The sequence below is a fragment of the Serratia sp. D1N4 genome, from assembly GCF_054552755.1.
Window position 1 is genome coordinate 1,569,579 of record NZ_CM137274.1, and the last position, 21,271, is coordinate 1,590,849.

At 53.2% G+C, this 21,271-nt stretch carries 20 protein-coding genes; 8 read left to right on the forward strand and 12 right to left on the reverse strand.

What is annotated here, in order from left to right:
- The first annotated feature begins 16 nt into the window (after positions 1 to 16).
- The 7 genes from ACX1CU_RS06785 (at position 17) to ACX1CU_RS06815 (ending at position 6,903) form a co-directional block, all read left to right on the forward strand.
- A complete protein-coding gene (locus tag ACX1CU_RS06785; protein ID WP_459401827.1) occupies positions 17 to 1,030 on the forward strand; it encodes a sulfate ABC transporter substrate-binding protein in 1,014 nt (337 codons plus the stop codon).
- Positions 1,030 to 1,863, forward strand: coding sequence for a sulfate/thiosulfate ABC transporter permease CysT (gene cysT / locus ACX1CU_RS06790; RefSeq protein ID WP_459401828.1), 834 nt, complete (start codon positions 1,030 to 1,032; stop codon positions 1,861 to 1,863). Before ACX1CU_RS06785 ends, cysT begins: the two co-directional genes overlap by 1 nt.
- Complete coding sequence (cysW, locus tag ACX1CU_RS06795; RefSeq protein WP_459401829.1) at positions 1,863 to 2,738, forward strand: sulfate/thiosulfate ABC transporter permease CysW; 876 nt, start codon at positions 1,863 to 1,865, stop codon at positions 2,736 to 2,738. The genes cysT and cysW overlap by 1 nt, the downstream gene beginning before the upstream one ends.
- The gene (gene cysA / locus ACX1CU_RS06800) at positions 2,728 to 3,816 is read left to right on the forward strand and encodes a sulfate/thiosulfate ABC transporter ATP-binding protein CysA (RefSeq protein ID WP_459401830.1); all 1,089 of its coding nucleotides are present in this window, start codon (positions 2,728 to 2,730) and stop codon (positions 3,814 to 3,816) included. The genes cysW and cysA overlap by 11 nt, the downstream gene beginning before the upstream one ends.
- A gap of 76 nt (positions 3,817 to 3,892) precedes the next feature.
- Positions 3,893 to 4,774 (forward strand): cysteine synthase CysM, encoded by an 882-nt coding sequence (cysM, locus tag ACX1CU_RS06805; RefSeq protein ID WP_459401831.1) that lies wholly within the window; start codon positions 3,893 to 3,895, stop codon positions 4,772 to 4,774.
- 120 nt (positions 4,775 to 4,894) lie between these two features.
- Positions 4,895 to 5,575, forward strand: a complete 681-nt coding sequence (locus ACX1CU_RS06810) for a response regulator transcription factor (protein WP_459401832.1) — start codon at positions 4,895 to 4,897, stop codon at positions 5,573 to 5,575.
- Positions 5,576 to 5,580: 5 nt separating this feature from the next.
- Positions 5,581 to 6,903, forward strand: a complete 1,323-nt coding sequence (locus ACX1CU_RS06815) for an ATP-binding protein (RefSeq protein WP_459401833.1) — start codon at positions 5,581 to 5,583, stop codon at positions 6,901 to 6,903.
- Positions 6,904 to 6,947: 44 nt separating this feature from the next.
- Here ACX1CU_RS06815 and ACX1CU_RS06820 read toward each other — a convergent pair whose 3' ends face one another.
- The 12 genes from ACX1CU_RS06820 to cysZ all read right to left on the reverse strand — a co-directional run bounded on the left by ACX1CU_RS06820 (position 6,948) and on the right by cysZ (position 20,086).
- The gene (locus ACX1CU_RS06820) at positions 6,948 to 8,183 is read right to left on the reverse strand and encodes a hypothetical protein (protein ID WP_459401834.1); all 1,236 of its coding nucleotides are present in this window, start codon (positions 8,181 to 8,183) and stop codon (positions 6,948 to 6,950) included.
- A 7-nt stretch (positions 8,184 to 8,190) separates the two neighbouring features.
- The gene (locus tag ACX1CU_RS06825) at positions 8,191 to 10,722 is read right to left on the reverse strand and encodes a fimbria/pilus outer membrane usher protein (RefSeq protein WP_459401835.1); all 2,532 of its coding nucleotides are present in this window, start codon (positions 10,720 to 10,722) and stop codon (positions 8,191 to 8,193) included.
- A gap of 122 nt (positions 10,723 to 10,844) precedes the next feature.
- Positions 10,845 to 11,609, reverse strand: a complete 765-nt coding sequence (locus ACX1CU_RS06830; RefSeq protein ID WP_459401836.1) for a fimbrial biogenesis chaperone — start codon at positions 11,607 to 11,609, stop codon at positions 10,845 to 10,847.
- Positions 11,609 to 12,343: a fimbrial biogenesis chaperone gene (locus ACX1CU_RS06835; RefSeq protein WP_459401837.1), complete on the reverse strand. Its 735-nt coding sequence runs from the start codon at positions 12,341 to 12,343 to the stop codon at positions 11,609 to 11,611. Before ACX1CU_RS06835 ends, ACX1CU_RS06830 begins: the two co-directional genes overlap by 1 nt.
- Positions 12,344 to 12,350: 7 nt before the next feature.
- Entirely contained in the window at positions 12,351 to 12,917 is a 567-nt protein-coding gene (locus ACX1CU_RS06840; RefSeq protein ID WP_459401838.1) for a fimbrial protein, read from the reverse strand.
- Positions 12,892 to 13,608 carry a fimbrial biogenesis chaperone gene (locus tag ACX1CU_RS06845; RefSeq protein ID WP_459401839.1) on the reverse strand — a complete coding sequence of 239 codons (717 nt, stop codon included), beginning with the start codon at positions 13,606 to 13,608 and terminating at the stop codon, positions 12,892 to 12,894. Before ACX1CU_RS06845 ends, ACX1CU_RS06840 begins: the two co-directional genes overlap by 26 nt.
- Positions 13,609 to 13,659: 51 nt before the next feature.
- Entirely contained in the window at positions 13,660 to 14,220 is a 561-nt protein-coding gene (locus ACX1CU_RS06850; RefSeq protein WP_459401840.1) for a fimbrial protein, read from the reverse strand.
- A gap of 981 nt (positions 14,221 to 15,201) precedes the next feature.
- Positions 15,202 to 15,711 carry a PTS glucose transporter subunit IIA gene (gene crr / locus ACX1CU_RS06855; protein WP_459401841.1) on the reverse strand — a complete coding sequence of 170 codons (510 nt, stop codon included), beginning with the start codon at positions 15,709 to 15,711 and terminating at the stop codon, positions 15,202 to 15,204.
- A 49-nt stretch (positions 15,712 to 15,760) separates the two neighbouring features.
- Entirely contained in the window at positions 15,761 to 17,488 is a 1,728-nt protein-coding gene (ptsI, locus tag ACX1CU_RS06860) for a phosphoenolpyruvate-protein phosphotransferase PtsI (RefSeq protein WP_459401842.1), read from the reverse strand.
- 46 nt (positions 17,489 to 17,534) lie between these two features.
- The gene (gene ptsH, locus ACX1CU_RS06865) at positions 17,535 to 17,792 is read right to left on the reverse strand and encodes a phosphocarrier protein Hpr (RefSeq protein WP_459401843.1); all 258 of its coding nucleotides are present in this window, start codon (positions 17,790 to 17,792) and stop codon (positions 17,535 to 17,537) included.
- Between the two features lie 400 nt (positions 17,793 to 18,192).
- Positions 18,193 to 19,161: a cysteine synthase A gene (gene cysK / locus ACX1CU_RS06870; protein ID WP_459401844.1), complete on the reverse strand. Its 969-nt coding sequence runs from the start codon at positions 19,159 to 19,161 to the stop codon at positions 18,193 to 18,195.
- Positions 19,162 to 19,324: 163 nt separating this feature from the next.
- The gene (gene cysZ, locus ACX1CU_RS06875) at positions 19,325 to 20,086 is read right to left on the reverse strand and encodes a sulfate transporter CysZ (protein ID WP_459401845.1); all 762 of its coding nucleotides are present in this window, start codon (positions 20,084 to 20,086) and stop codon (positions 19,325 to 19,327) included.
- Positions 20,087 to 20,308: 222 nt separating this feature from the next.
- Between cysZ and zipA the strand changes: the two genes are divergently transcribed.
- Positions 20,309 to 21,268, forward strand: a complete 960-nt coding sequence (zipA, locus tag ACX1CU_RS06880; RefSeq protein ID WP_459401846.1) for a cell division protein ZipA — start codon at positions 20,309 to 20,311, stop codon at positions 21,266 to 21,268.
- Positions 21,269 to 21,271 lie beyond the last annotated feature (3 nt).

Below are 21,271 nucleotides of genomic sequence, written 5' to 3' on the forward strand. Positions count from 1 at the left end.
AGTGATAAGGTGCAGAATGAAATATAAAAATAGTGTGCTGAAAGGAGGTCTGGCGGCGTTGTTATTGGCCAGCGGTAGCCTTTCTGCAACTGAATTGCTCAACAGCTCTTACGACGTTTCCCGTGAATTGTTTGCCGCGCTGAATCCAGGCTTTGAACAGCAGTGGAATCAACAGCATCCGAACGACAAACTGACGATCAAACAATCCCACGCCGGTTCTTCCAAACAGGCGCTGGCGATCTTGCAGGGGCTTAAAGCCGACGTGGTGACCTATAACCAGGTTACCGATGTGCAGATCCTGCACGATCGCGGCAAGCTGATCCCGGCCGACTGGCAGCAGCGTTTGCCCAATAACAGCTCGCCGTTCTATTCCACCATGGCGTTTCTGGTGCACAAGGGTAACCCGAAAGGTATCCACACCTGGAACGATCTGGTGCGTGATGATGTGCAACTGGTCTTCCCGAATCCGAAAACCTCCGGCAATGGCCGCTATACCTATTTGGCCGCCTGGGGCGCAACCAGCCAGGCGAATGATAACGATCAGGCCAAAACCCGCGCCTTTATGACCCGTTTGCTGAAAAACGTGGTGGTGTTTGATACCGGCGGCCGTGGCGCGACCACGACGTTCGTTGAGCGCGGTTTGGGCGACGTGCTGATCAGCTTTGAGTCGGAAGTGAACAATATCCGCAAGCAGTACGGTGAAGACAAATACGATGTGATCGTGCCACCCGTCGATATTCTGGCGGAGTTCCCGGTGGCCTGGGTGGATAAAAACGTTGAGAAAAACGGCACCGAGCAGGCAGCGAAAGATTATCTGAACTATCTCTACAGCCCGGCGGCTCAGCAGGTGATCACCAGTTTCTATTACCGCGTCTATGACCAGAAAGCGATGGATGCGGCGAAAGGCCAGTTCCCGCAGACCAAACTGTTCCGCGTGGAAGATCAGTTCGGCAGTTGGCCGCAGGTAATGAGCACACACTTCGTGACCGGTGGCGAGCTGGATCAACTGCTAGCGGCAGGGCATAAGTAATGTTGGCGTTGTCCAGCAAGCGGGTTCTGCCCGGCTTCACCCTCAGTCTGGGCAGCAGCCTGCTGTATACCTGCCTGATTTTGCTGTTGCCACTCAGCGCGCTGGTGATGCAACTGGCGCAGATGAGCCTGGCGCAATACTGGGAAGTGATCACCAATCCGCAGGTGGTGGCCGCCTATAAAGTGACGCTGCTGGCGGCGGGCGTGGCCAGTATTTTCAACGCGGTATTTGGCATGCTGATGGCCTGGATCCTTACCCGCTATCAATTTCCTGGCCGTTCTTTGCTGGATGGCCTGATGGACCTGCCTTTCGCGCTGCCAACGGCGGTGGCTGGCCTGACGCTGGCCGGGCTGTTTTCCACTACCGGCTGGTACGGGCAGTGGTTGGCGCAGTTTGATATCAAGGTGTCGTTTACCTGGCTCGGCATCGCAGTGGCGATGGCGTTCACCAGTATTCCGTTCGTGGTGCGCACCGTGCAACCGGTGCTGGAAGAGTTGGGGCCGGAATACGAAGAGGCGGCCGAAACGCTGGGAGCAGGCCGCTGGCAGAGCTTCCGCCGCGTAGTGCTGCCGGAAGTGGCCCCGGCGCTGCTGGCCGGCACGGCGCTGTCGTTTACCCGCAGCCTGGGCGAGTTTGGCGCGGTGATCTTTATCGCCGGTAACATTGCCTGGAAGACCGAAGTGACCTCATTGATGATTTTTGTCCGCTTGCAGGAGTTTGATTACCCGGCGGCCAGCGCTATCGCTTCGGTGATCCTGGCTGCATCGTTGCTGCTGCTGTTTGCGATTAACACTTTGCAGAGCCGCTTCGGCCGCCGTATCGGGGGGCACTGATGGCTGATATTACCGCCTTCCGTGGCGTAGAACGCCCGCGTGTGAACTGGGGGAAGTGGACGTTGATCGCTATCGGCGTACTGTTCTCCATCCTGCTGCTGGTGGTGCCGATGGTGGTGATTTTCATCGAGGCATTCTCTTCTGGCGCGGGGGCCGTGTGGCAAAACCTGTCCAATCCAGACATGTTGCATGCGATCTGGCTGACGGTGCTGGTGGCACTGATTACCGTACCGGTCAATCTGGTGTTCGGCACTTTGCTGGCTTGGCTGGTAACGCGCTTTACCTTCCCTGGCCGCCAATTGCTGCTGACGCTGTTCGATATGCCATTTGCCGTGTCGCCGGTGGTGGCGGGGCTATTGTATCTGCTGTTTTACGGCACCAATGGGCCGATCGGCGGTTGGCTCGATGCGCATAACATCCAACTGATGTTCGCCTGGCCGGGCATGGTGTTGGTTACGGTGTTCGTCACTTGCCCGTTTGTGGTGCGCGAACTGGTGCCGCTGATGTTGAGCCAAGGCAGTCACGAAGATGAGGCTGCCGTGCTGCTGGGGGCTTCTGGCTGGCAGATGTTCCGCCGCGTTACGCTGCCGAACATCCGTTGGGCGCTGCTGTACGGCGTGGTGCTGACCAATGCGCGCGCCATTGGTGAATTTGGTGCGGTGTCGGTGGTTTCCGGTTCGATTCGCGGTGAAACCTACACCTTGCCGCTGCAAGTTGAATTACTGCATCAGGATTACAACACCGCCGGGGCCTTTACCGCCGCCGCGCTGCTGACCCTGATGGCCATAGTAACCTTATTTCTGAAAAGCGGCTTGCAATGGCGTTTAGCGCGCCAGAACGCACGTCTTGAGCGGGAGGAAAATCATGAGCATTGAGATCAACGGTATCAACAAATTCTTCGGTCGTACCAAGGTATTGAACGATATCTCGCTCGATATTCCTTCTGGTGAGATGGTGGCACTGCTGGGGCCGTCGGGTTCCGGTAAAACCACCCTGCTGCGGATTATCGCCGGGCTGGAAAGCCAGAGCGGCGGCAAGCTGGGTTTCCACGGTACAGACGTCAGCCGCGTGCATGCGCGCGATCGTCGCGTCGGTTTCGTATTCCAGCATTACGCGCTGTTCCGCCATATGACGGTATTCGACAATATCGCTTTTGGCCTGAGCGTGCTGCCGCGCCGTGAGCGCCCGAACGCCGCAGCGATCAAACAGAAAGTGGAACAACTGCTGGAGATGGTGCAGTTGGGCCACCTGGCGAATCGCTATCCTTCGCAACTTTCTGGTGGTCAGAAACAGCGCGTGGCGTTGGCGCGGGCGCTGGCAGTGGAACCGCAAATCCTGCTGTTGGACGAACCCTTTGGCGCGCTGGATGCCCAGGTGCGCAAAGAACTGCGCCGCTGGCTGCGCCAACTGCATGAAGAGTTGAAATTCACCAGCGTGTTCGTTACCCACGATCAGGAAGAGGCAATGGAAGTGGCCGATCGTATCGTGGTGATGAGCCAGGGTAATATCGAGCAGGTGGGTTCACCGGTCGAGATCATGCGTGAACCGGCGACCCGTTTCGTGCTGGAGTTTATGGGCGAAGTTAACCGCCTGAACGGCGAAATCCGTGGTTCGCAGCTGTTTGTGGGCGCGCACCAATGGCCGCTGTCGTTCCAGCCGATGCATCAGGGCCGTGTCGATCTGTTCCTGCGCCCGTGGGAAATGGAGATCAGCACCGAGAGCAGTGCTCGTTGCCCGTTACCGGTGCAGGTGCTGGAAGTCAGCCCGCGCGGCCACTTCTGGCAACTGACCGTGCAGCCGATCGGCTGGCATCAGGAACCAATCAGCGTGGTATTGTCGGAAGACAATACGGCACCGACTCGCGGCGGCCGTTACTATGTCGGCAGCCTGAACGCGCGCCTGTATGCCGGTGAACAATTGTTACAACCAGTTGCGTTAGCGAAAAGCGCCTGATAGTTTTTAACCCCCCATTATTCGTATTTAAGGCAACCTCGGGGTTGCCTTTTGACATTATAAACAGGCAACGATTGTGACCACGCTGGAACAATGCATCGGGAATACACCGTTAGTAAAACTGCAACGATTGGCTGAAGGGCTGAGCGCGGAAGTCTGGGTCAAGCTGGAAGGCAATAATCCGGCAGGTTCGGTTAAAGATCGCGCCGCGCTGGCGATGATCCAACAGGCGGAACTGCGCGGTGAGATCGCGCCGGGCGATACGCTGATTGAGGCAACCAGTGGCAACACCGGCATTGCGCTGGCGATGATTGCCGCGATGAAAGGCTATACCCTGAAGCTGCTGATGCCGGAAAACATGAGCATGGAGCGCCAGGCGGCAATGCGCGCTTACGGTGCCGAACTGATCCTGGTCAGCCGTGAGCAGGGGATGGAAGGGGCACGCGATCTGGCGTTGGAAATGCAGCAGCAAGGGCAGGGCAAGGTGCTGGATCAGTTTAATAATCTGGATAACCCCTACGCCCACTTCACCACCACCGGTCCAGAAATCTGGCAGCAAACGGCGGGCCGCATTACCCATTTTGTTTCCAGCATGGGTACCACCGGCACCATTACCGGCGTTGGGGGTTACCTGAAAAGCCAAAATCCGCAGGTTAACATCATCGGTCTGCAACCGGCCGAAGGCAGCAGTATTCCGGGCATTCGCCGTTGGCCTGCTGCTTACCTGCCGGGTATTTTCCGCCCTGAGCTGGTGGATCAGGTGCTGGATATGAGCCAAAGCACCGCTGAACAGACCATGCGTCAACTGGCGCAGCGCGAAGGGATCTTCTGCGGCGTCAGTTCCGGCGGTGCCGTGGCTGGCGCATTGCGTATCGCAGCGGCCAACCCAGGCAGCGTGATTGTGGCGATTATCTGCGATCGCGGCGATCGTTACCTTTCTACCGGCGTGTTTGACTAATGCCTCTTCCCGACCGTCGGTATAGGGATATCGCTGTGTGATATGTAAGGATTAAGTAAAACTGGCTGCGCCATGAATCAATCAGCGGGAGAATGACGTGAATCAGCGAGGGAGAAAGGCATGAAAATTTTGTTGGTCGACGACGATCTTGAACTGGGCACCATGCTGAGCGAATACCTGACTGCTGAAGGATTCAACGCGACCCTGGTGCTGACCGGCAAAGATGGAGTCGCTGGGGCGCTTTCCGGTAACTACACCGCGATGATCCTCGATATTATGCTGCCGGATATGAGCGGCATTGATGTGTTGCGCGAGGTACGCAGAAAAAGTCGCTTGCCGATCATCATGCTGACCGCCAAAGGCGACAACATTGATCGGGTGATTGGCCTGGAGATGGGGGCTGACGATTACGTGCCTAAGCCTTGTTATCCACGTGAGCTGGTGGCACGCTTGCGCGCGGTGCTGCGCCGTTTTGAAGAACAGCCGGAAGCGGTGAATAAGGATTTGGTGCTGGTATTTGGCGGGCTGACGCTTAACCCTTCCACCCGCAGCACGGAATGGCAAGGGCAGGCGTTTGATCTGACCGCATCGGAATTCAATCTGCTGGAACTGCTGCTGCGCTCGCCGGAGCGGGTAGTTTCTAAAGACGAACTCTCGCAGAAAGGGCTGGGACGCCAGCGTGAAGCCTACGATCGCAGCGTTGACGTTCATATCAGCAATATCCGCCAAAAGTTGAGTGTGCTGACCGGTAACCTGCTGAGCATCGAAACGGTGCGCAGTATCGGTTACCGCATCAGGTGAAGCCTATGCGCGGAAGATTGTTCTGGAAAATCCTGCTCGGCTTCTGGCTGACATTTATCATCATGACCCAGGCGTTGTGGGTCACCTTCACTTTTTATGGCAATCGCCATGAATCACCGGAAACCAGCATTGCCCGACGTATAGTCAGCCTGCAAATAGCATCGGCTGCTGCCGTGCTGCAAAGCGGCGGTATGCCAGCGCTGAACGCCATGGTGGCTGATTGGCCGCCGAACGATCGCCGTTTCTTCACCGTGACTCCGGCGGCACAGCCACCGGCAGAGGATGCGGTGGAAAGCGCTGAGGCGGGGCGGCTACCACCAAAGGTGGCTAAATGGGTGATCGGGGCGGATAACCGGGGTTATTTGCTGAGTTATGATCTTGAAGGGCTACGGCAAGAGTACCGCCCCACCAAGCGCTGGCGCTTTCTTAATATCCCGGCTCCGTTTCTGTGGGTGGGTGCGTTTGGTGGGTTGCTGTTCAGTGCCGTATTAGCCTGGAACCTGACGCGCCCGATGCGCCAACTGCGCACCAGTTTTGAGCGTGTGGCACAGGGGGATTTGGCGGTACGGTTGTTCCCTGCAATGCGGCGGCGGCATGATGAGCTTGCCGACGTGGCACAGGATTTCGATACCATGGTTGAACGCCTGGAACTGCTGGTCAGCGCCCGTGAACAACTGCTGCATGACGTTTCTCATGAGCTACGCTCGCCATTGGCGCGCTTGCAATTGGCGATTGGCCTGGGGCGGCAAAACCCGGATAACGTGGAAAACTCGCTACAGCGTATTGAGCATGAAGCGGGGCGCCTAGACAAAATGATCGGCGAACTGCTGACTCTGTCGCGTGCCGAGAGCAATAGCCTGCCAGATGAAGAGTATTTTGATCTTTACGGGCTGGTGGATGCGGTGGTGAATGATGCACGCTACGAGGCACAAATCCCCGGCGTAGAGATTGTATTGCAGGCCAGTTTAGATGTGGAATACACGGTGAAAGGCAATGCGGAGCTGATGCGCCGCGCGGTAGAAAATATTGTTCGCAACGCGCTGCGTTTCTCTAGCCAGGGGCAACAAGTGACGGTGGAACTGACGAGTATTGACCCACTGTTGCAGATTGAGGTCCGCGATCAGGGGCCTGGGGTAGAGGAGTCGAAGCTTTCCAGCATTTTTGATCCGTTCGTGCGGGTGAAATCGGCGCTGTCTGGCAAAGGATATGGGTTGGGGCTGGCGATCGCCCGCAAAGTGGTGTTGGCTCACGGTGGGCAGGTAGAGGCACATAATGGTGAACAGGGTGGGTTGGTGATTAGGCTGCGGGTGCCGCGTTGGGTTGCGTAGGAGCGGGCGCTGCATACCAGCGCCCAATCATGCATTTGAAACGATTAGTTAAAGGTGACTAGCATATCGGTTGAGGCATCAACGGGGCCGACAGGTAAAGCGGCGCCACCAGAACACAAACGCCAGGTGACTTGGTTATTGGTGACTTTAGTGGCCTCGGAACTGGTGATACTGCCCACTTTGAGCTGGGTATTATCAAAAGGAATACCGGTGGTTAAGTTACAAGCACCGCTGCCCGTCACGCCTTTATCGATTTCACCCGTGATATAGCCGCCGCCTTGGGTCAGCGCTAGCCGTGTCGGAGTTCCTTCATACTGACCGCTGGCAGCACGGAACTGAACGTTGATATTGGCGTTAATCTTGTCGGTATCTTGTGAACAGGTAACGGTGAGCGGATAGGATAAACGTGCCAGCTCGCTCCCAACTTGGGTATTACGTTGCACACCGCCAAAGTTGATATTGGTGGTGGTGGCTACGGTGCAGGCCAAGGTAGATATCCGGAGGGTTATTGGCCCGTTTAAAATCACTGTACTTCTGTCCCAGTTTGCTGTAGAGGCAGTGAAGCTCCCAGCATACATGGTAGGAATCGTAAATTCTCCACTGTGTTGACTACCATCGGCTACCATGACCCAAGTCCCTGATATATTGACAGTCCGACTAAAGCTATCGTCATAAAAATAGGTTGTGCTGATTGGAGCTGCTCGCGAAGGTAAGCACCATTGCCTTGGTGGAGCGAAGAGGATTGGGTTGGTGATTTCGAACCCGGTATTTGTTCTGCCTCTCGTTTCGGGCATCCCTATCGTACCGGTGAGGGTCTCTATGGTGCTACCATCAAGTATACGGTATGTCGCGGTCCCGACAGCTCTGGGGATTAATCCTATGCCTATTTTGTTATTTGCAGCATCACGAAGTGGTAATGCATCATAACCCGCGATTTGATGACCAGTGATAAGGCCTTCATCCATGCAGGATACTGATTTATTAGATATAGATATGATCCCAGCAGTCACCAGTAAGCGAGTGCCTCCCAAATGACCCGTCAGTGTGGTGTTAAATGGCATTCCTTCCCAGATTATCCCGCTTCCCTTGCCGATAGTGATGGTTTCGGCCCAGGATGAAGAGGCGCTCGTCAGCAATAAAGTGAAGATAGTCAGTAGACGCGCAATACCACTGTTTGGCCGGTTCTGACGAATCGATGCGGGCATAGGCATGTTTTCCATTGTCTTCCTCTTTCTGTTTTCACGCTCTGTGGCGATGTTCACTGCTTTTGATGTTGTCATGATGTGTTTATTTCCCTTGGCAGACCACGGTCAACACGCGCACCGGGTTATTGGCTGACGGCAGCGTGGCTTTTGTCAGATTAAACGCCGCCAGGCACTGCTGGCTGGCTTCTTTGCCCCAGGTCACTTTCAGCTTCCCTTGCTCCGATAATCCGCTCAGGTATACCTGACCCGCTTCACCGACAATCCCGCTATTAGGCTCTTGTGCGACCCTGTTCTCTATGGTCACCAGCGCCCCGAACGGTACCGGGGTGTTGTTCGCCTGCAACAGCGTCATCAGCACCTGATAACCGACCTGTGTGGCAAAGTTAGCCATCACTACGGCCCCTTTGGTCGGATACAGGTTTAGGCTTGACTGGCTGATATCCACATCGTCTGGCAAGGTGGCCGGGTTCAGGCTGACGCTGTTGGATTGATAGCTCGACAGGTAGGGCACTACCGCATAGCCACGGTAGTCCGTCTGGATATTACCGCTCATCACGCTGGTGCCTGCGGACCCCGGGGCATTCACAATGGCTATTGAATTGCCCAGCATCTGGCTCAAGGTGACCCCTTGCGGATGCACAACCAGCCCACCGTTGCCGCTGATGTTCAGCGAGCGATTCTGGCGGCTGTAGCTATAGCCCATGCTAGCGGCCCCTTTGCTCCCCTGATAACCGGCGTTTAACGTGCTGTTGTTGCTGCCTTTCCCGTTGGACCAGCCCTGCATCGCACTGTAGGAGAGTTGGCTATCCAACGCGCTGCCGCTAATCCCAGTCTGCTGCTGTACCTGCCCCTGATTGTCGTGGGTCATCTGGTAACTGGCATAGGCATTACGTAGGGTAGATGATGCTGTGAACAGGTTGAGTGGCACCTGTACGTTTAGCGATAGCTGGCGGTTTTCTGGCCAATCACCCTCGCCTTTCAGTCGGTCAATACTGTAGGCCAGGCCGTAACTCACACCGCGGTAACTGCCGTTGTAACCGGCCGATACCGTGTTAAGTATCTTGTCATTACCCCAGAAATCATTGCGGGAAGCGGACAGATACAGTGAGCCCCATGAATTCAGTTGCTGACTGAGCCGCACCTGGAAATTGGAACGCTGGCGTTCCAGCGCCCATGGCACTTGGCCTTCAGTGAGTTGGAAACCGAGGTTGTTAAAGTCCGAGAAACTGTAATAGTGGCGAGTTGAATAGCGGTAAGCGGTCAAGTCCACCGCCGTACCGGTACTCAACATACTTTTGGAGTAGCGCAGCCGGTAAGAATACCCTTGCTGACGATCGTCTCGCCCAGGCAATTTGGTATTGGAGGTGGTGATATCGGCAGACAGCGCGCCAAAGTTGCCCAGGGAGAAACCGCTGCCAGCCACGGCAGAGACATAGTCTTTGGCTAAGAGCGTACCGCCATACAGGGTGATATCGTGGGGCAGGCCATAAACGGCGGTGCCGAGAATAAAGTTCGATCGCTGCGAATCTACCGTGATGCCACCATTATAACGGCCTGCCGTTACCTCATATTTCAGGCTGCCTTGCCGCCGCATCACGGGGAGTGATGAGAAGGCTAGCGTCTGGGTGCGGACAGTACCATCGGATTCGTTAACGGTGAGGAGCAAGTCACCAGCCTGCCCGGTCTGGAACAGGTCAGTAATACGGAATGGCCCTGGAGCGACATAAGTCTGATAGACGATATTACCGTTCTGGCTCACCGTCACGCGTGCGTTGGTTTGCGCAATACCGCTGATGATGGGCGCAAAACCACGCAGGCTGTTGGGCAGCATATCATCGCTGGAGTTGAGCTTGACCCCGCGAAATGGGATGCTGTCAAACACGTCGTTTTCGGTGTTGTTTTCTCCTAGCAGAATTTCCGACCGCCAAGGCTGGATATCACGCTGCAGGAAAGTGTTGGAAAACTGCGTGCGCTGGGTAGTCTGCGCCGCCATATTACTCTGGTTGCTGGTGTTGCGCGTGTAGGTCATGTTGCTGCGCAGGCGCCATGCTTGCAGGTTGGCTCCCCCTTGTATGCCGACAAACAGGCTTGTCTGGGTACCATCCCCCATTCCCGGCTGGTCATCCTGCCAGTTGCGCCCGCCGTTCAGGTTATAATTGAACAATAATGCAGGTACGCCGTGATCCCATAACGCCGGGTCGACCGCCCCCTGAGAGTTGGGCTGCATTGCTACCTGCGGGATGCTGATATCCAAGCGGAGCTGGGCAAAGTCAAATTTGACTTTCGACTCTGGGATCAGTGCAGCAAGATCTTTAACCGGTACTTCCGAGGGTAAGCCGACAAAAGCGGGTAAAACCTTGGTGTTCACTCCAAGCTTATGCAGGAATGTTGGCGTCAGTTCAGGTTGAATATTCCCCTGCGCATCGCTCTTGAATACCAAGGTGTGCTGACCTTGATCGGCCTGATTGACAAATAGGGCGACGGTATAGGTGCCTGGCGGTGTTTTCCCGGAGGTTTCAAAGGCACTCAGGTCCACTTTGGCTGCATCAGTGCCCCCCAAAGACAGCAACCCTGGGTCGAAGTAGTCTCGTGCCAGAGCAGGGGGACCGCTCACCAGTAGGGTTGCTCCTGCCAGCACAGGCAATAATGTGAAATCAGTATGTCGTGTTGTCATTATTATCGCGTCCATAACGAAAGCTAAAATGTCACTTTTCCATGTATTACTTCAGAAAAAGCCTACAGGGGGCGCTGCTCGGTAGGGGTGTCCCAACCATCTTCATCAATCAGTTGCCATGTCACGTTGCCAGAGGCACCGCTTGGTAGGGTGTAACGCTGCTGGCCTTTAGGAGGAACCATCAGGCGCAGTTGTGCCTTATCCAACGCTGCCGAACCTACCGTTAAGCGTGAAAAAGTCAGCCAATAGGGTGTTGGGTTCTCTGCAATCAATTGGTTACCATCACGACGGAATTTCAGCTTGGGGGCCATGTCAGCCACGGCGCGTTTAACCAGCCCCTCCGGGCGATAAAACACCTTTATATTGCTGGTGACCGTCAGCACCATCTGCTTCTCTTCTGTGCGCTGATCTGGTGCTGCCTGTGAGGGGATCGCTTTCATCGAGATAAAAAACACTGATTCCCGATCGGCCGGTAACGGCTCACCGTTACGCCGGATACGCAACGTCAACTCGCTGTCAGCTTCCAGCCGCGTTAGCGGTGGGGTGACAATAAACGGCATGGCAGAATGTTCTTTATTCGCCATGAGCGGATTGCCAGTTGCAGGATCAACGGGCTGTATCCAGGACTGCATCAGATAGGGGATAGAGGTCGTATTGTGGGCCGTCAGGGTGACCCCTCTCTTATCACTTTCAAGATAAATCACTCGCAGCACATAAAAGGAAATCCCCTTTGGTGCCGTGGGAGCCTGAGCCTGAACAGTGCTGACATAGGCCGTTAGCAGACAAAAGATCCAGCCGACAGAACGCCAGCGAAATAAAGAGTTCATTACGGTGTTTCCTGTGTAGATGAGACCGTTTGTTGGCATGGGGTGGACAACCCGCCGTAGTCAGTGACAGTCTGCCATTCGGCCTTGGTAACTCGTTGTTGAGTGGGGTAGTTCTGCCCGCTCAAGGGGGCCAGCATTGATGACTGAGCGTCCAGATTGACCGAGGTCATGTTGAGCTTCAGATTCGCCAACGTCTGAAAATAGGGGGTCGGGTTCTCGATACGTATCCCGTTGGCGGTGGGGCTCAAACGTAGGTTGCAGATGGCTTTACTTGGCGGCATCTTTAGATTCGCCGGGCGGTAAAACAGCTTAATGATAAAACGTATCCCCATTGATACCTGCGTTTGGGGATTGTCGTTGCTGGTCTGAGCGGGAATGGCTAATACCGTAAGGTAAAAGAGTGATTCCCGATCGGTGGGCAGGGAAGCACCCTGCGGTATGATGCGCAGCAACTGCTGGCTTTCAGGTTTTAGCGGGAAAAGCGGCGGCGTCACAACAAAAGGTGCTGAAGCGGTATCATCAGGCCCCTGCTGTACCCGACTTTGAATCAGATAGCTTAGGGTACCGGTATTTTTCACCGCCAGGGTTTGCGCCTTATCTGTAGACACAAATACCACCCGCGTTTGGCTCAGGCTGACTCCACCGTCAGTAGCTTGCGCTGCCAGTGCCTGCTCTGATATCAGCAGCCACAGCACTGCAGCCACTGTTACACGATAGGTGGGTGTCAAAAACATATCAGCCTCAGCGATAGGCGAGGTTAAACAGAACGCGGGCCGTCAGCGTTCCCGGGCTCAATGGCCCACTGGCACATGCCAAGCTGCCGCAGGTTATCCCAGCGTAAAATTTGATATTCTGATCGGGCGGATTAACCCCGGCTGCGGCCAATGGAATATTGTCGCCATTTTTGACTTCGGTATCGCCATAGCTGGGTGTAACGTCTGTTTTCACCAGCATGATGCCCATACCAGAAGCCGTGGAGTCACTGCTACGAAACAGCCATTTGCCATCCTGAGTAAGCCCGTCACCGCTGATATTAACTACTGGCGCAAGGACGGCATCGGTTCCGCTGCAATCCTTAACCATCAGAGTAAAGGGTTGCGCTGCCCGCAATGTTGAAGATGTCAATTGCGACAGGTTAATTGAGTCAAGCGTCAGCGTGCTTTTATCCAGACTGAAGGTGCATGTTCCCGGGTTGAGCACGGCAGAGAAGTTGAGTGTTACTGCTGGAGCAGACGTACTCATCAACGCTGACAGTGTCACAAGCATCAGCAGAGAGGATTTTTTACGGCAAGTTATGGTTGAACGCATTGACTCCCCCTTCATCATTAATAGTTTCCCAGCGCACTGCGCTTTGTGTGGCTGTCGTTGGATAGATATGGTTGCTGAACGGTGCAAGCATCAACGCGGCAGGGGTATCCAGTGTGATTGCTTGGCTCCCTAAACGCAGGCTGGCAAAACTGACAAAGTAGGGTGAGTTATTCCTGACATGAAGCCCTCCCTTTACCCGAGAAAACTGCAGATTCTGTTGCGCTGCCATTGATGATGAAGGCAGGTTTTTGGGGCGGTAAAACAGTTTGATAATATTGCCAACGCCAAATTGAGCAGTACCAGATACCCCGTTGTTTTGCGCATTGGATTGGGGAGTTAGACTGGCTGGAATAGCGCTGGCATGAAAATAGAACACGGACTCACGATCTGTTGGCAGAACAGCACCTTGTGCCAGAATGCGTACCTGGTTGACGCTGCTTGGCTCTAGGCGAAACAGAGGGGGCCGAGTAATAAAGGGTGCTGGCTGGCTTCCGTCTTGGGAACCACTGATCCTGACCTGCACCAGATAAGGTTGTGTTGTCATGGTATTGCGCACTGTCACGCTGATACTGTCAGCATCCTGGGGGTAAATCAGGCGGGTGGCATTAATACCAAAGCCACCTACCTGTGCCGTAGCAGGGAGCGTCAGCAGAGCAAGTAATACTGAAAGCAGTGAGAAGATACGGGACATATACAGTTCCTGGGTGCTGGAAAAGGGGGCAAATGCCCCCTAGGAGATAAATCAGTTGTAGGCAAAGCTGAACAGAACTGGTGCGTTAACAGCACCGATATTCACCCCAGTGTTGGAGCTGCTTGATGCCAAACCAGCCTGCAGGCTCAGGCTTTTACCGTTGAAGTCGCCAGATGCTGGAGTTGCACCCGCAGTGGCCACCAACAGTTTGTCGCCGTTCTTGATATAGGTACCCGCTGGAGCAGCAACGTCGCGCAGCATTACGCCAGCGTTAGTGCCGGTGCTGTTAAAGATGCTCGGGTTACCACCCAGAGTTTGACCTGTGACTACCAGATTGGCTTTATCACCAGCAGCCAATGGGGTTTGGCAGTTGTTGATACCCACGGTGAATGATTTCTGGCTGGCCGCAACAGGTGTTGCTACTGCGGTGAAATCTGCAGGGGTAAAGTTGCCCAGATCCAGGTTGTTGGTAGACAGGCTGACGTCACAGGTGGCCGCAACTACGGTACCAGTGATAGTCATTTGAGCGTTGGAAGCAGCCTGAACATTACCAGCGGTAGCCAAAAGTAACAGGGCAACTGGGGTCATGGTTGATAGGATCTTACGCATCATATTTCCTTATATATAGATAATAATATTCCGGATACCCGGAGAGGTTACGTGGCACATGCGCCACAGACAGCATGAAAAACCTTTGCACGAAATAATGTTTTAAACATTTCGTTCGTAATTAGTTAAATGAGTTTGTTACATTCGCTTTTTTAATTTCTCACCCGGCATGATGTACAGGTCCTTATATTAATAAGTCCTTCTTCCCAAGTGAAAAAATGTATGTGTGACCACCGTTAAATCAAAGTGTGATCATTTTTAATTAAATTAAGTGATTGAGTAACTTGGAAAATTGTTACTCCGTTCTGCGAGGATAGATTTGAGTGGGTCTCTTGTCCCTGTTATTACTTTTCATTATTTCCTCCTGAAATAAATAAAATCACTTTTTAATCTACGGCTTGTTTTAATAATATTCCCCCCACTGTCACGCTATGTGGGAAATGTTAAATAAACCTTACTTCCTGTAGGTATTTAGTGTTGTGGACTATAGGACATATCTCGGTTTGTTGTAAGATGATATTTTGTTTCATGCTATGCATAAATGTCATTTCACCTGGAATGATTAAGCTTTATAAATGTCTTATCTTGGTCAAACCCTATAAAAACATTTCTTTTAGCATAAATTTTAGCCAGCTATAGGGTGATAGATTAATTTTATAAACCGTATAAAGTTTGATGATATTTGCATTTTAAAACTTTTTTGTGCATTAACTCGGCATACTGTGAAGTAAGACGATATAAGAGTTATCTTGCTCTATCGCTTTTTATGGTGAAAATTTTGTCTGGTGGCGTGCTGGGGCTGTTTTGTTGGTTAGTTTTAAGCTGCCCGAGATGGCGACAATGAGGCCTGGCAGGGGGGCAATTTGAGCACAGGCAGCTTATGAGTGGCAGAAGCCAGAACAGAGTTATGTGGTAGGGCAGAAAAGAAAAATGCCAGTCAGGATTAACCGACTGGCATTTGCTTGATGCTATCACCAACGGTGATTATTTTTTGATGCGGATGATCGGGGTTTCACCCACGATAACGCTGCCGGACAGTTTGATCAGCTCTTTGATCTCGTCCATGTTGGAGATGACAACCGGGGTCAGAGTGGACTTGGCTTTCTCTTCCAGCAGTGCCAGGTTGAACTCGATGATGACATCGCCTTTCTTAACGCGCTGGCCTTCTTCAGCGATGCGCTTGAAGCCTTCGCCTTTCAGCTCAACAGTATCGATACCGAAGTGGACAAACAGCTCAATACCGCTGTCGGATTCGATAGAGAACGCATGGTTGGTTTCGAAAATCTTGCCGATAGTGCCGTCAACCGGAGCAACCATTTTGTTGCCTGCCGGTTTGATAGCAATACCGTCACCAACGATTTTCTCGGCGAATACAACGTCAGGTACATCTTCGATGTTGACGATTTCGCCAGAAATTGGAGCGACAATCTCGATAGTGCCCGTGTCTTTCTTGTCATCAGAAACCAGAGATTTCAGTTTATCGAACAAACCCATGATCTTCTCCTAAGCATTAAATTGGGCGGCGTTCCAGTGTCGTGGAAGTTTAGCAGAGCGTCTTTTCTTCGATGAATTTATTCACACAATTCATCAAATCTTGTGCCGTTGGCTGAGCCAAGGCTTGCGCTGCCAACGCCTTCACATCTTCGAAGTTCGTGTTACGAATGATTTTCTTGATGCGCGGGATTGAAATCGCACTCATGCTGAACTCATCCAGCCCCATGCCCAATAACAACAGTGTAGCACGTTCATCGCCAGCCAGTTCACCGCACATACCGGTCCACTTGCCTTCCGCATGAGATGCATCAATGACCTGTTTGATCAGGCCAAGCACTGATGGGGACATCGGGTTATAGAGATGAGAAATCAGCTCATTGCCGCGATCTACTGCCAGAGTATACTGGGTAAGGTCGTTTGTCCCAATACTAAAGAAGTCGACTTCTTTCGCCAGGTGATGAGCAATCACTGCCGCGGCCGGTGTTTCCACCATCACGCCCACTTCGATCGACTCATCAAAGGCTTTGTTTTCTGCGCGTAATTGCGCTTTCAGCGTTTCCAGTTCGCCTTTCAGATCGCGTACTTCTTCCACCGAAATGATCATCGGGAACATGATACGCAGTTTACCGAAGGCGGAAGCACGCAGGATGGCGCGCAACTGGGCGTGCAGGATTTCCCGGCGGTCCATCGCGATACGGATCGCACGCCAGCCGAGGAACGGGTTCTCTTCTTTCGGCAGGTTCATGTACGGCAGGTCTTTATCACCGCCGATGTCCATGGTACGGACGATCACTGCCTGTGAGCCCATGGCTTCCGCAACGGCTTTGTAAGCCATAAACTGCTCGTCTTCAGTGGGCAGTGAGTCGCGATCCATGAACAGGAATTCGGTACGATACAGGCCGACACCTTCGGCGCCATTGCGCTCTGCACCTGCGACGTCGCGCACGGTACCGATGTTGGCACAGACTTCAACCTGATGTCCGTCCAGCGTGATGGCTGGCAGATCTTTCAGCTTGACCAGTTCGTTTTTCTCGCTGGTGTAAAGACTCTCAGCAGCTTTCAACTGCTCGATCACCTCAGTGGTCGGGTTAACGTAAATCAGGTTGTTAACGGCGTCCAGAATCAGGTAATCGTCATTTTTCACCTGCTTGGTCACGTCGCTGGTGCCTACGATTGCCGGCAACTCCAGGGAACGGGCCATAATGGAGGTGTGGGAAGTACGGCCACCCAGATCGGTGATGAAACCCAGCACTTTGTCCAGGTTCAATTGGGCCGTTTCTGACGGGGTCAGATCGGTGGCAACCAGGATCACTTCATCCTGAATAGAGCTCAGATCGACAATCGCCAGGCCCAGAATATTGCGCAGCAGACGTTTACCGATGTCACGCACGTCAGCCGCGCGCTCTTTCAGGTATTCATCATCCAACTCTTCTAACGCTTTTGCCTGGCCTTCAATCACGGTATAAGCGGCAGCATCAGCGGACGCCAGATCGTCTTTGATGAGGGCTATGATTTCCTGCTCAAGCTCTTCGTCTTCCAGCAGCATGATGTGGCCTTCGAAGATGGCTTCCTTCTCTTCGCCGAAGGTTTCGCCAGCTTTGGTCTTGATCGCTTCCAACTGCTCGGATGCCTTAGCTCGGCCTGCCAGAAAACGCGAGACTTCCTGCTCTACTAGGTCTGCAGAGATTTTCTTCCGGTTGATGACAATCTCATCTTCTTTCAGTAGGAGAGCCTTACCAAAAGCGATACCCGGTGATACTAAAATGCCTGAAATCATAACCCTACCTTACTCTTGACTGGTGTTAACTAAAAAGACGGGCCGATTACTCAAGCTCTGCCATCAGTTTTACCAAGTGCTCAACGGCTTTCTGCTCGTCTTCACCAACAGCTTCGATGACTACTACGGTACCTTGGGTCAGGCCCAGAGTTTGCAGTTTAAACAGGCTCTTGGCACTTGCGCTTTTGCCGTTGGAGGTGACGGTAATGTCAGAGACAAAGCCTTTGGCTTCTTTAACGAACTGAGCGGCAGGGCGAGTGTGCAGACCATTCGGAGCGGTAATAGTAACTTCTTGCTGGAACATTGATGTTTCCCCAACTTATTGGATTAATGTTGTGGAGCTAAAGTTTAGCCTAGCGGCGTGATTTTAGCCTGTCTGGTTAGTGCCTGACTATGGTACAGGGGCGAGCGTTGATGCAACATAAAACGACGCTTTAGTCATGCCAGATCAAAAAAACCTGGCTTCTGATGCCATTTCAATCAACTTCCTATTATGCCGTGTTTTGCGCGTTAGCGACAAACAAGTAAATCGATTCAGCTCAAACAACAGGCGGAAGGTGATTAATTTCGCGTACCGAAATAATTGTCCGGTTAAATACTAAAGCCAGAGGCTAAAATCAATCTTTGATGGGTGTAAACTTTGATCCAGTCCACAAAAAAGCACCCCGAAAGGTGCTTTTTTAGCTTTTTGTGCACTCTTCGCTCTACTGCTGCAGCTCTTGTTCGGTGAACAAATCTGCAAACAATGCGGTGCTCAAATAGCGTTCACCTGAAGAAGGCAGGATAACCACAATTGTTTTATCGGTAAAGGCTGCGTTTTCTGAAAGTTTGACCGCGGCCGCAACAGCGGCGCCGGAGGAAATTCCTGCCAGAATACCTTCTTCTTCCATCAGACGACGGGCCATGCTGATGGCTTCATCGTTGGTGATCTGCTCAACGCGATCAACTAACTCAAGATCCAGGTTGCCAGGGATAAAACCTGCACCGATACCCTGAATTTTGTGCGGGCCTGGTTTGATCTCTAAACCGGCCAAGGCCTGGCTGATCACCGGTGAATCTGTCGGTTCAACCGCCACGGTGGTGATGGCTTTGCCTTTGGTTTTCTTGATGAAACGGCTGACGCCGGTCAGCGTACCGCCAGTACCCACGCCCGCGATGAACACATCGACTTCACCGTCGGTATCTGCCCAGATTTCCGGGCCGGTGGTTTTTTCATGAATTTCCGGGTTAGCCGGATTGCTGAACTGCTGTAGCAGAACGTAGCGGTTCGGATCGGTCGCCACAATCTCTTCAGCCTTGGCGATCGCCCCTTTCATGCCTTTCGCGCCTTCGGTCAGCACCAGATTGGCCCCCAGCGCTTTCAACAGTTTGCGGCGTTCAATGCTCATGGTTTCCGGCATGGTCAGCGTCAGTTTGTAGCCACGCGCTGCCGCCACGAAGGCCAGAGCAATACCGGTGTTGCCGCTGGTGGGTTCCACCAGCTCTTTACCGGCGCTGAGAATGCCACGCTTTTCGGCATCCCAAATCATATTGGAACCGATGCGGCATTTGACGCTGAAGCTCGGGTTGCGAGATTCAACCTTGGCGAGAATGCGCCCATTGCCGATACGGTTCAGACGAACCAGCGGCGTATGGCCGATTGTTAATGAGTTGTCTTCATATATCTTGCTCATAGCCCGTCCTTTAACTCTATGAAAATGTAGGGAACATCGAAAGCATACGCTAACGGCCCCGGCAGGGAAGTAAGGAATTGGTATATCTATATGTTATTAGAGAATAAGTTTTATGCCCAATAACAAGGGTGCCGGAAGCACCCTCAGTTGAAGCAATATTCGATCAGGAACGAACAAATTGCGGGCGATAACGGTCCACCCACATGGCGGTGGCACCGCACACGGCTACCGGCAGGATCACCAGATTCAGGATAGGGATCATGGTGAACAGGCTGACCAGCGCACCGAATTGCAGATTGTCGGTTTTGTGCTGGCGCAGCGTGCGGCGCATGTCGGCAAAGCTGACTTTATGATTATCAAACGGATAATCGCAGTACTGAATCGCCAGCATCCAGGCGCTGAACAGGAACCACAGCACCGGTGCCAGCGTCTGGCCGATACCAGGTACGAAGTAGAGCACCAGCAGCACTAGCGCACGTGGCAGGTAGTACATCAGCTTGCGCCATTCGCGCCCCATAATGCGCGGAAGATCTTTCATGATACCCAAGATGCCGGTATCCGGCAGTGATTTACCGGTCAGGCTGCCTTCAAGCTGTTCGGCCAGCAATCCGCAAAACGGTGCTGCGATCAGGTTGGTGAGGGTACTGAACAGGTAACTGAACACCAGCAGCACCGAAATCACCGCCAGCGGCCAAAGCAAATAACTCAGCCATTGCAGCCAGTCAGGCACATGGCTCATCATGCTTGGGATCCAGTCACCCAGTTGGCTGAACAGCCACCAGAAGGCGGATCCCATCAACAACACGTTAACGAGCAAAGGTAATACTACATAGCGTTTAATCCCTGGGCGCGAAATCAGGCGCCACCCTTCGGCGAAGTAATGCATGCCGCTGGTGGGCTTGGAAGCAGGTTGCGTATAGGACATATCTTAAGTTTATCTCTTTGTCTGAACAGGCATCTCTATCATATCGGTATGATTTTCCACTGGCTAGAGGGCGGTTGGTTGAAAAAACAGCCAAAAAATGCAGTGTAATCATCTTTATTGGCATAAAGTTCAGCACGGACTTGCACTTGTGCCTGCAGGCAAATAGAGTTAAGGAGTGAATGTTTGCCGCGGTGGCAATGTATTGGAACAACAGAGATAGCAATGATGCAGGATTTGCGTCTGATATTAATCGTTGTTGGCGCGATCGCCATAATAGCGTTGTTATTGCATGGTCTTTGGACCAGCCGCAAGGAACGCTCGTCGATTTTCCGCGATCGCCCAGCCAAGCGTTCGAAAAAAGAACGTGAACCAACTCCATTCGACGAACCTGCTGAAGGTGTGGGCGAGGTGCGTATTCGTGCCACTCATCCCCAGGACGAGCCGTCATTGGGCCATTTTGATGCTGCACGCGAAGAGCCTGCGGTTATGCCGAAGCCTGCTCCAGCCCCACGGCCCGTTCAGCCGGTAGCTCATCAACCTGCACCGCTTTCTGAGCGGCCGGATTATGATGACATCCTGCTGGATAACTACGCGCAGGACGATGAAGACGACGAACCGCAACAGCAACCTGCGCCGCGCGTTGACGACTTGCCGTCGGCACATGCACCACAAGCAGCCCATCATGCCGAACCTGCGAATCAGCAGCCGAAGCCGGAAGTGAAACCGGCAGAGCAAGAGCCGAGCAAGCCGGCAAAACTGAAAGAAACCGTCCTGGTGCTGCACGTAGCGGCGCATCAAGGTGGCGTGATTGGCGGCGAAATTTTGCTACAGAGCGTGCTGCAAGCAGGCTTCCAGTTTGGTGAAATGGGCATTTTCCATCGCCATATCAGCCCGGCAGGCAGTGGCCCAGTGTTGTTCAGCCTGGCCAATATGGTCAAACCAGGATCCTTTGATCCTGAAATGATGTCTGATTTCTCTACGCCGGGCGTATCGATGTTTATGATGGTGCCGTCTTACGGAGACGCCAATCAGAACTTCAAGCTGATGCTGCAATCGGCCCAGCGTATTGCCGACGATGTGGGCGGCGTGGTGTTGGACGACGAGCGTCGTATGATGACGCCGCAGAAGCTGGAAACCTACAAAGCGCGCATTCGTGAAGTGCTGGAAAACAAGAGCGCCTGATCG

Bases quoted from the DNA above. Each gene is read 5' to 3' on its own strand.
- ACX1CU_RS06785 (WP_459401827.1), top strand. From the start codon at position 17: ATGAAATATAAAAATAGTGTGCTGAAAGGAGGTCTGGCGGCGTTGTTA.
- cysT (WP_459401828.1), top strand. From the start codon at position 1,030: ATGTTGGCGTTGTCCAGCAAGCGGGTTCTGCCCGGCTTCACCCTCAGT.
- cysW (WP_459401829.1), top strand. From the start codon at position 1,863: ATGGCTGATATTACCGCCTTCCGTGGCGTAGAACGCCCGCGTGTGAAC.
- cysA (WP_459401830.1), top strand. From the start codon at position 2,728: ATGAGCATTGAGATCAACGGTATCAACAAATTCTTCGGTCGTACCAAG.
- ACX1CU_RS06810 (WP_459401832.1), top strand. From the start codon at position 4,895: ATGAAAATTTTGTTGGTCGACGACGATCTTGAACTGGGCACCATGCTG.
- ACX1CU_RS06815 (WP_459401833.1), top strand. From the start codon at position 5,581: ATGCGCGGAAGATTGTTCTGGAAAATCCTGCTCGGCTTCTGGCTGACA.
- ACX1CU_RS06820 (WP_459401834.1), bottom strand. From the start codon at position 8,183: ATGACAACATCAAAAGCAGTGAACATCGCCACAGAGCGTGAAAACAGA.
- ACX1CU_RS06830 (WP_459401836.1), bottom strand. From the start codon at position 11,609: ATGAACTCTTTATTTCGCTGGCGTTCTGTCGGCTGGATCTTTTGTCTG.
- ACX1CU_RS06835 (WP_459401837.1), bottom strand. From the start codon at position 12,343: ATGTTTTTGACACCCACCTATCGTGTAACAGTGGCTGCAGTGCTGTGG.
- ACX1CU_RS06840 (WP_459401838.1), bottom strand. From the start codon at position 12,917: ATGCGTTCAACCATAACTTGCCGTAAAAAATCCTCTCTGCTGATGCTT.
- ACX1CU_RS06845 (WP_459401839.1), bottom strand. From the start codon at position 13,608: ATGTCCCGTATCTTCTCACTGCTTTCAGTATTACTTGCTCTGCTGACG.
- ACX1CU_RS06850 (WP_459401840.1), bottom strand. From the start codon at position 14,220: ATGATGCGTAAGATCCTATCAACCATGACCCCAGTTGCCCTGTTACTT.
- crr (WP_459401841.1), bottom strand. From the start codon at position 15,711: ATGGGTTTGTTCGATAAACTGAAATCTCTGGTTTCTGATGACAAGAAA.
- ptsI (WP_459401842.1), bottom strand. From the start codon at position 17,488: ATGATTTCAGGCATTTTAGTATCACCGGGTATCGCTTTTGGTAAGGCT.
- ptsH (WP_459401843.1), bottom strand. From the start codon at position 17,792: ATGTTCCAGCAAGAAGTTACTATTACCGCTCCGAATGGTCTGCACACT.
- cysK (WP_459401844.1), bottom strand. From the start codon at position 19,161: ATGAGCAAGATATATGAAGACAACTCATTAACAATCGGCCATACGCCG.
- cysZ (WP_459401845.1), bottom strand. From the start codon at position 20,086: ATGTCCTATACGCAACCTGCTTCCAAGCCCACCAGCGGCATGCATTAC.
- zipA (WP_459401846.1), top strand. From the start codon at position 20,309: ATGATGCAGGATTTGCGTCTGATATTAATCGTTGTTGGCGCGATCGCC.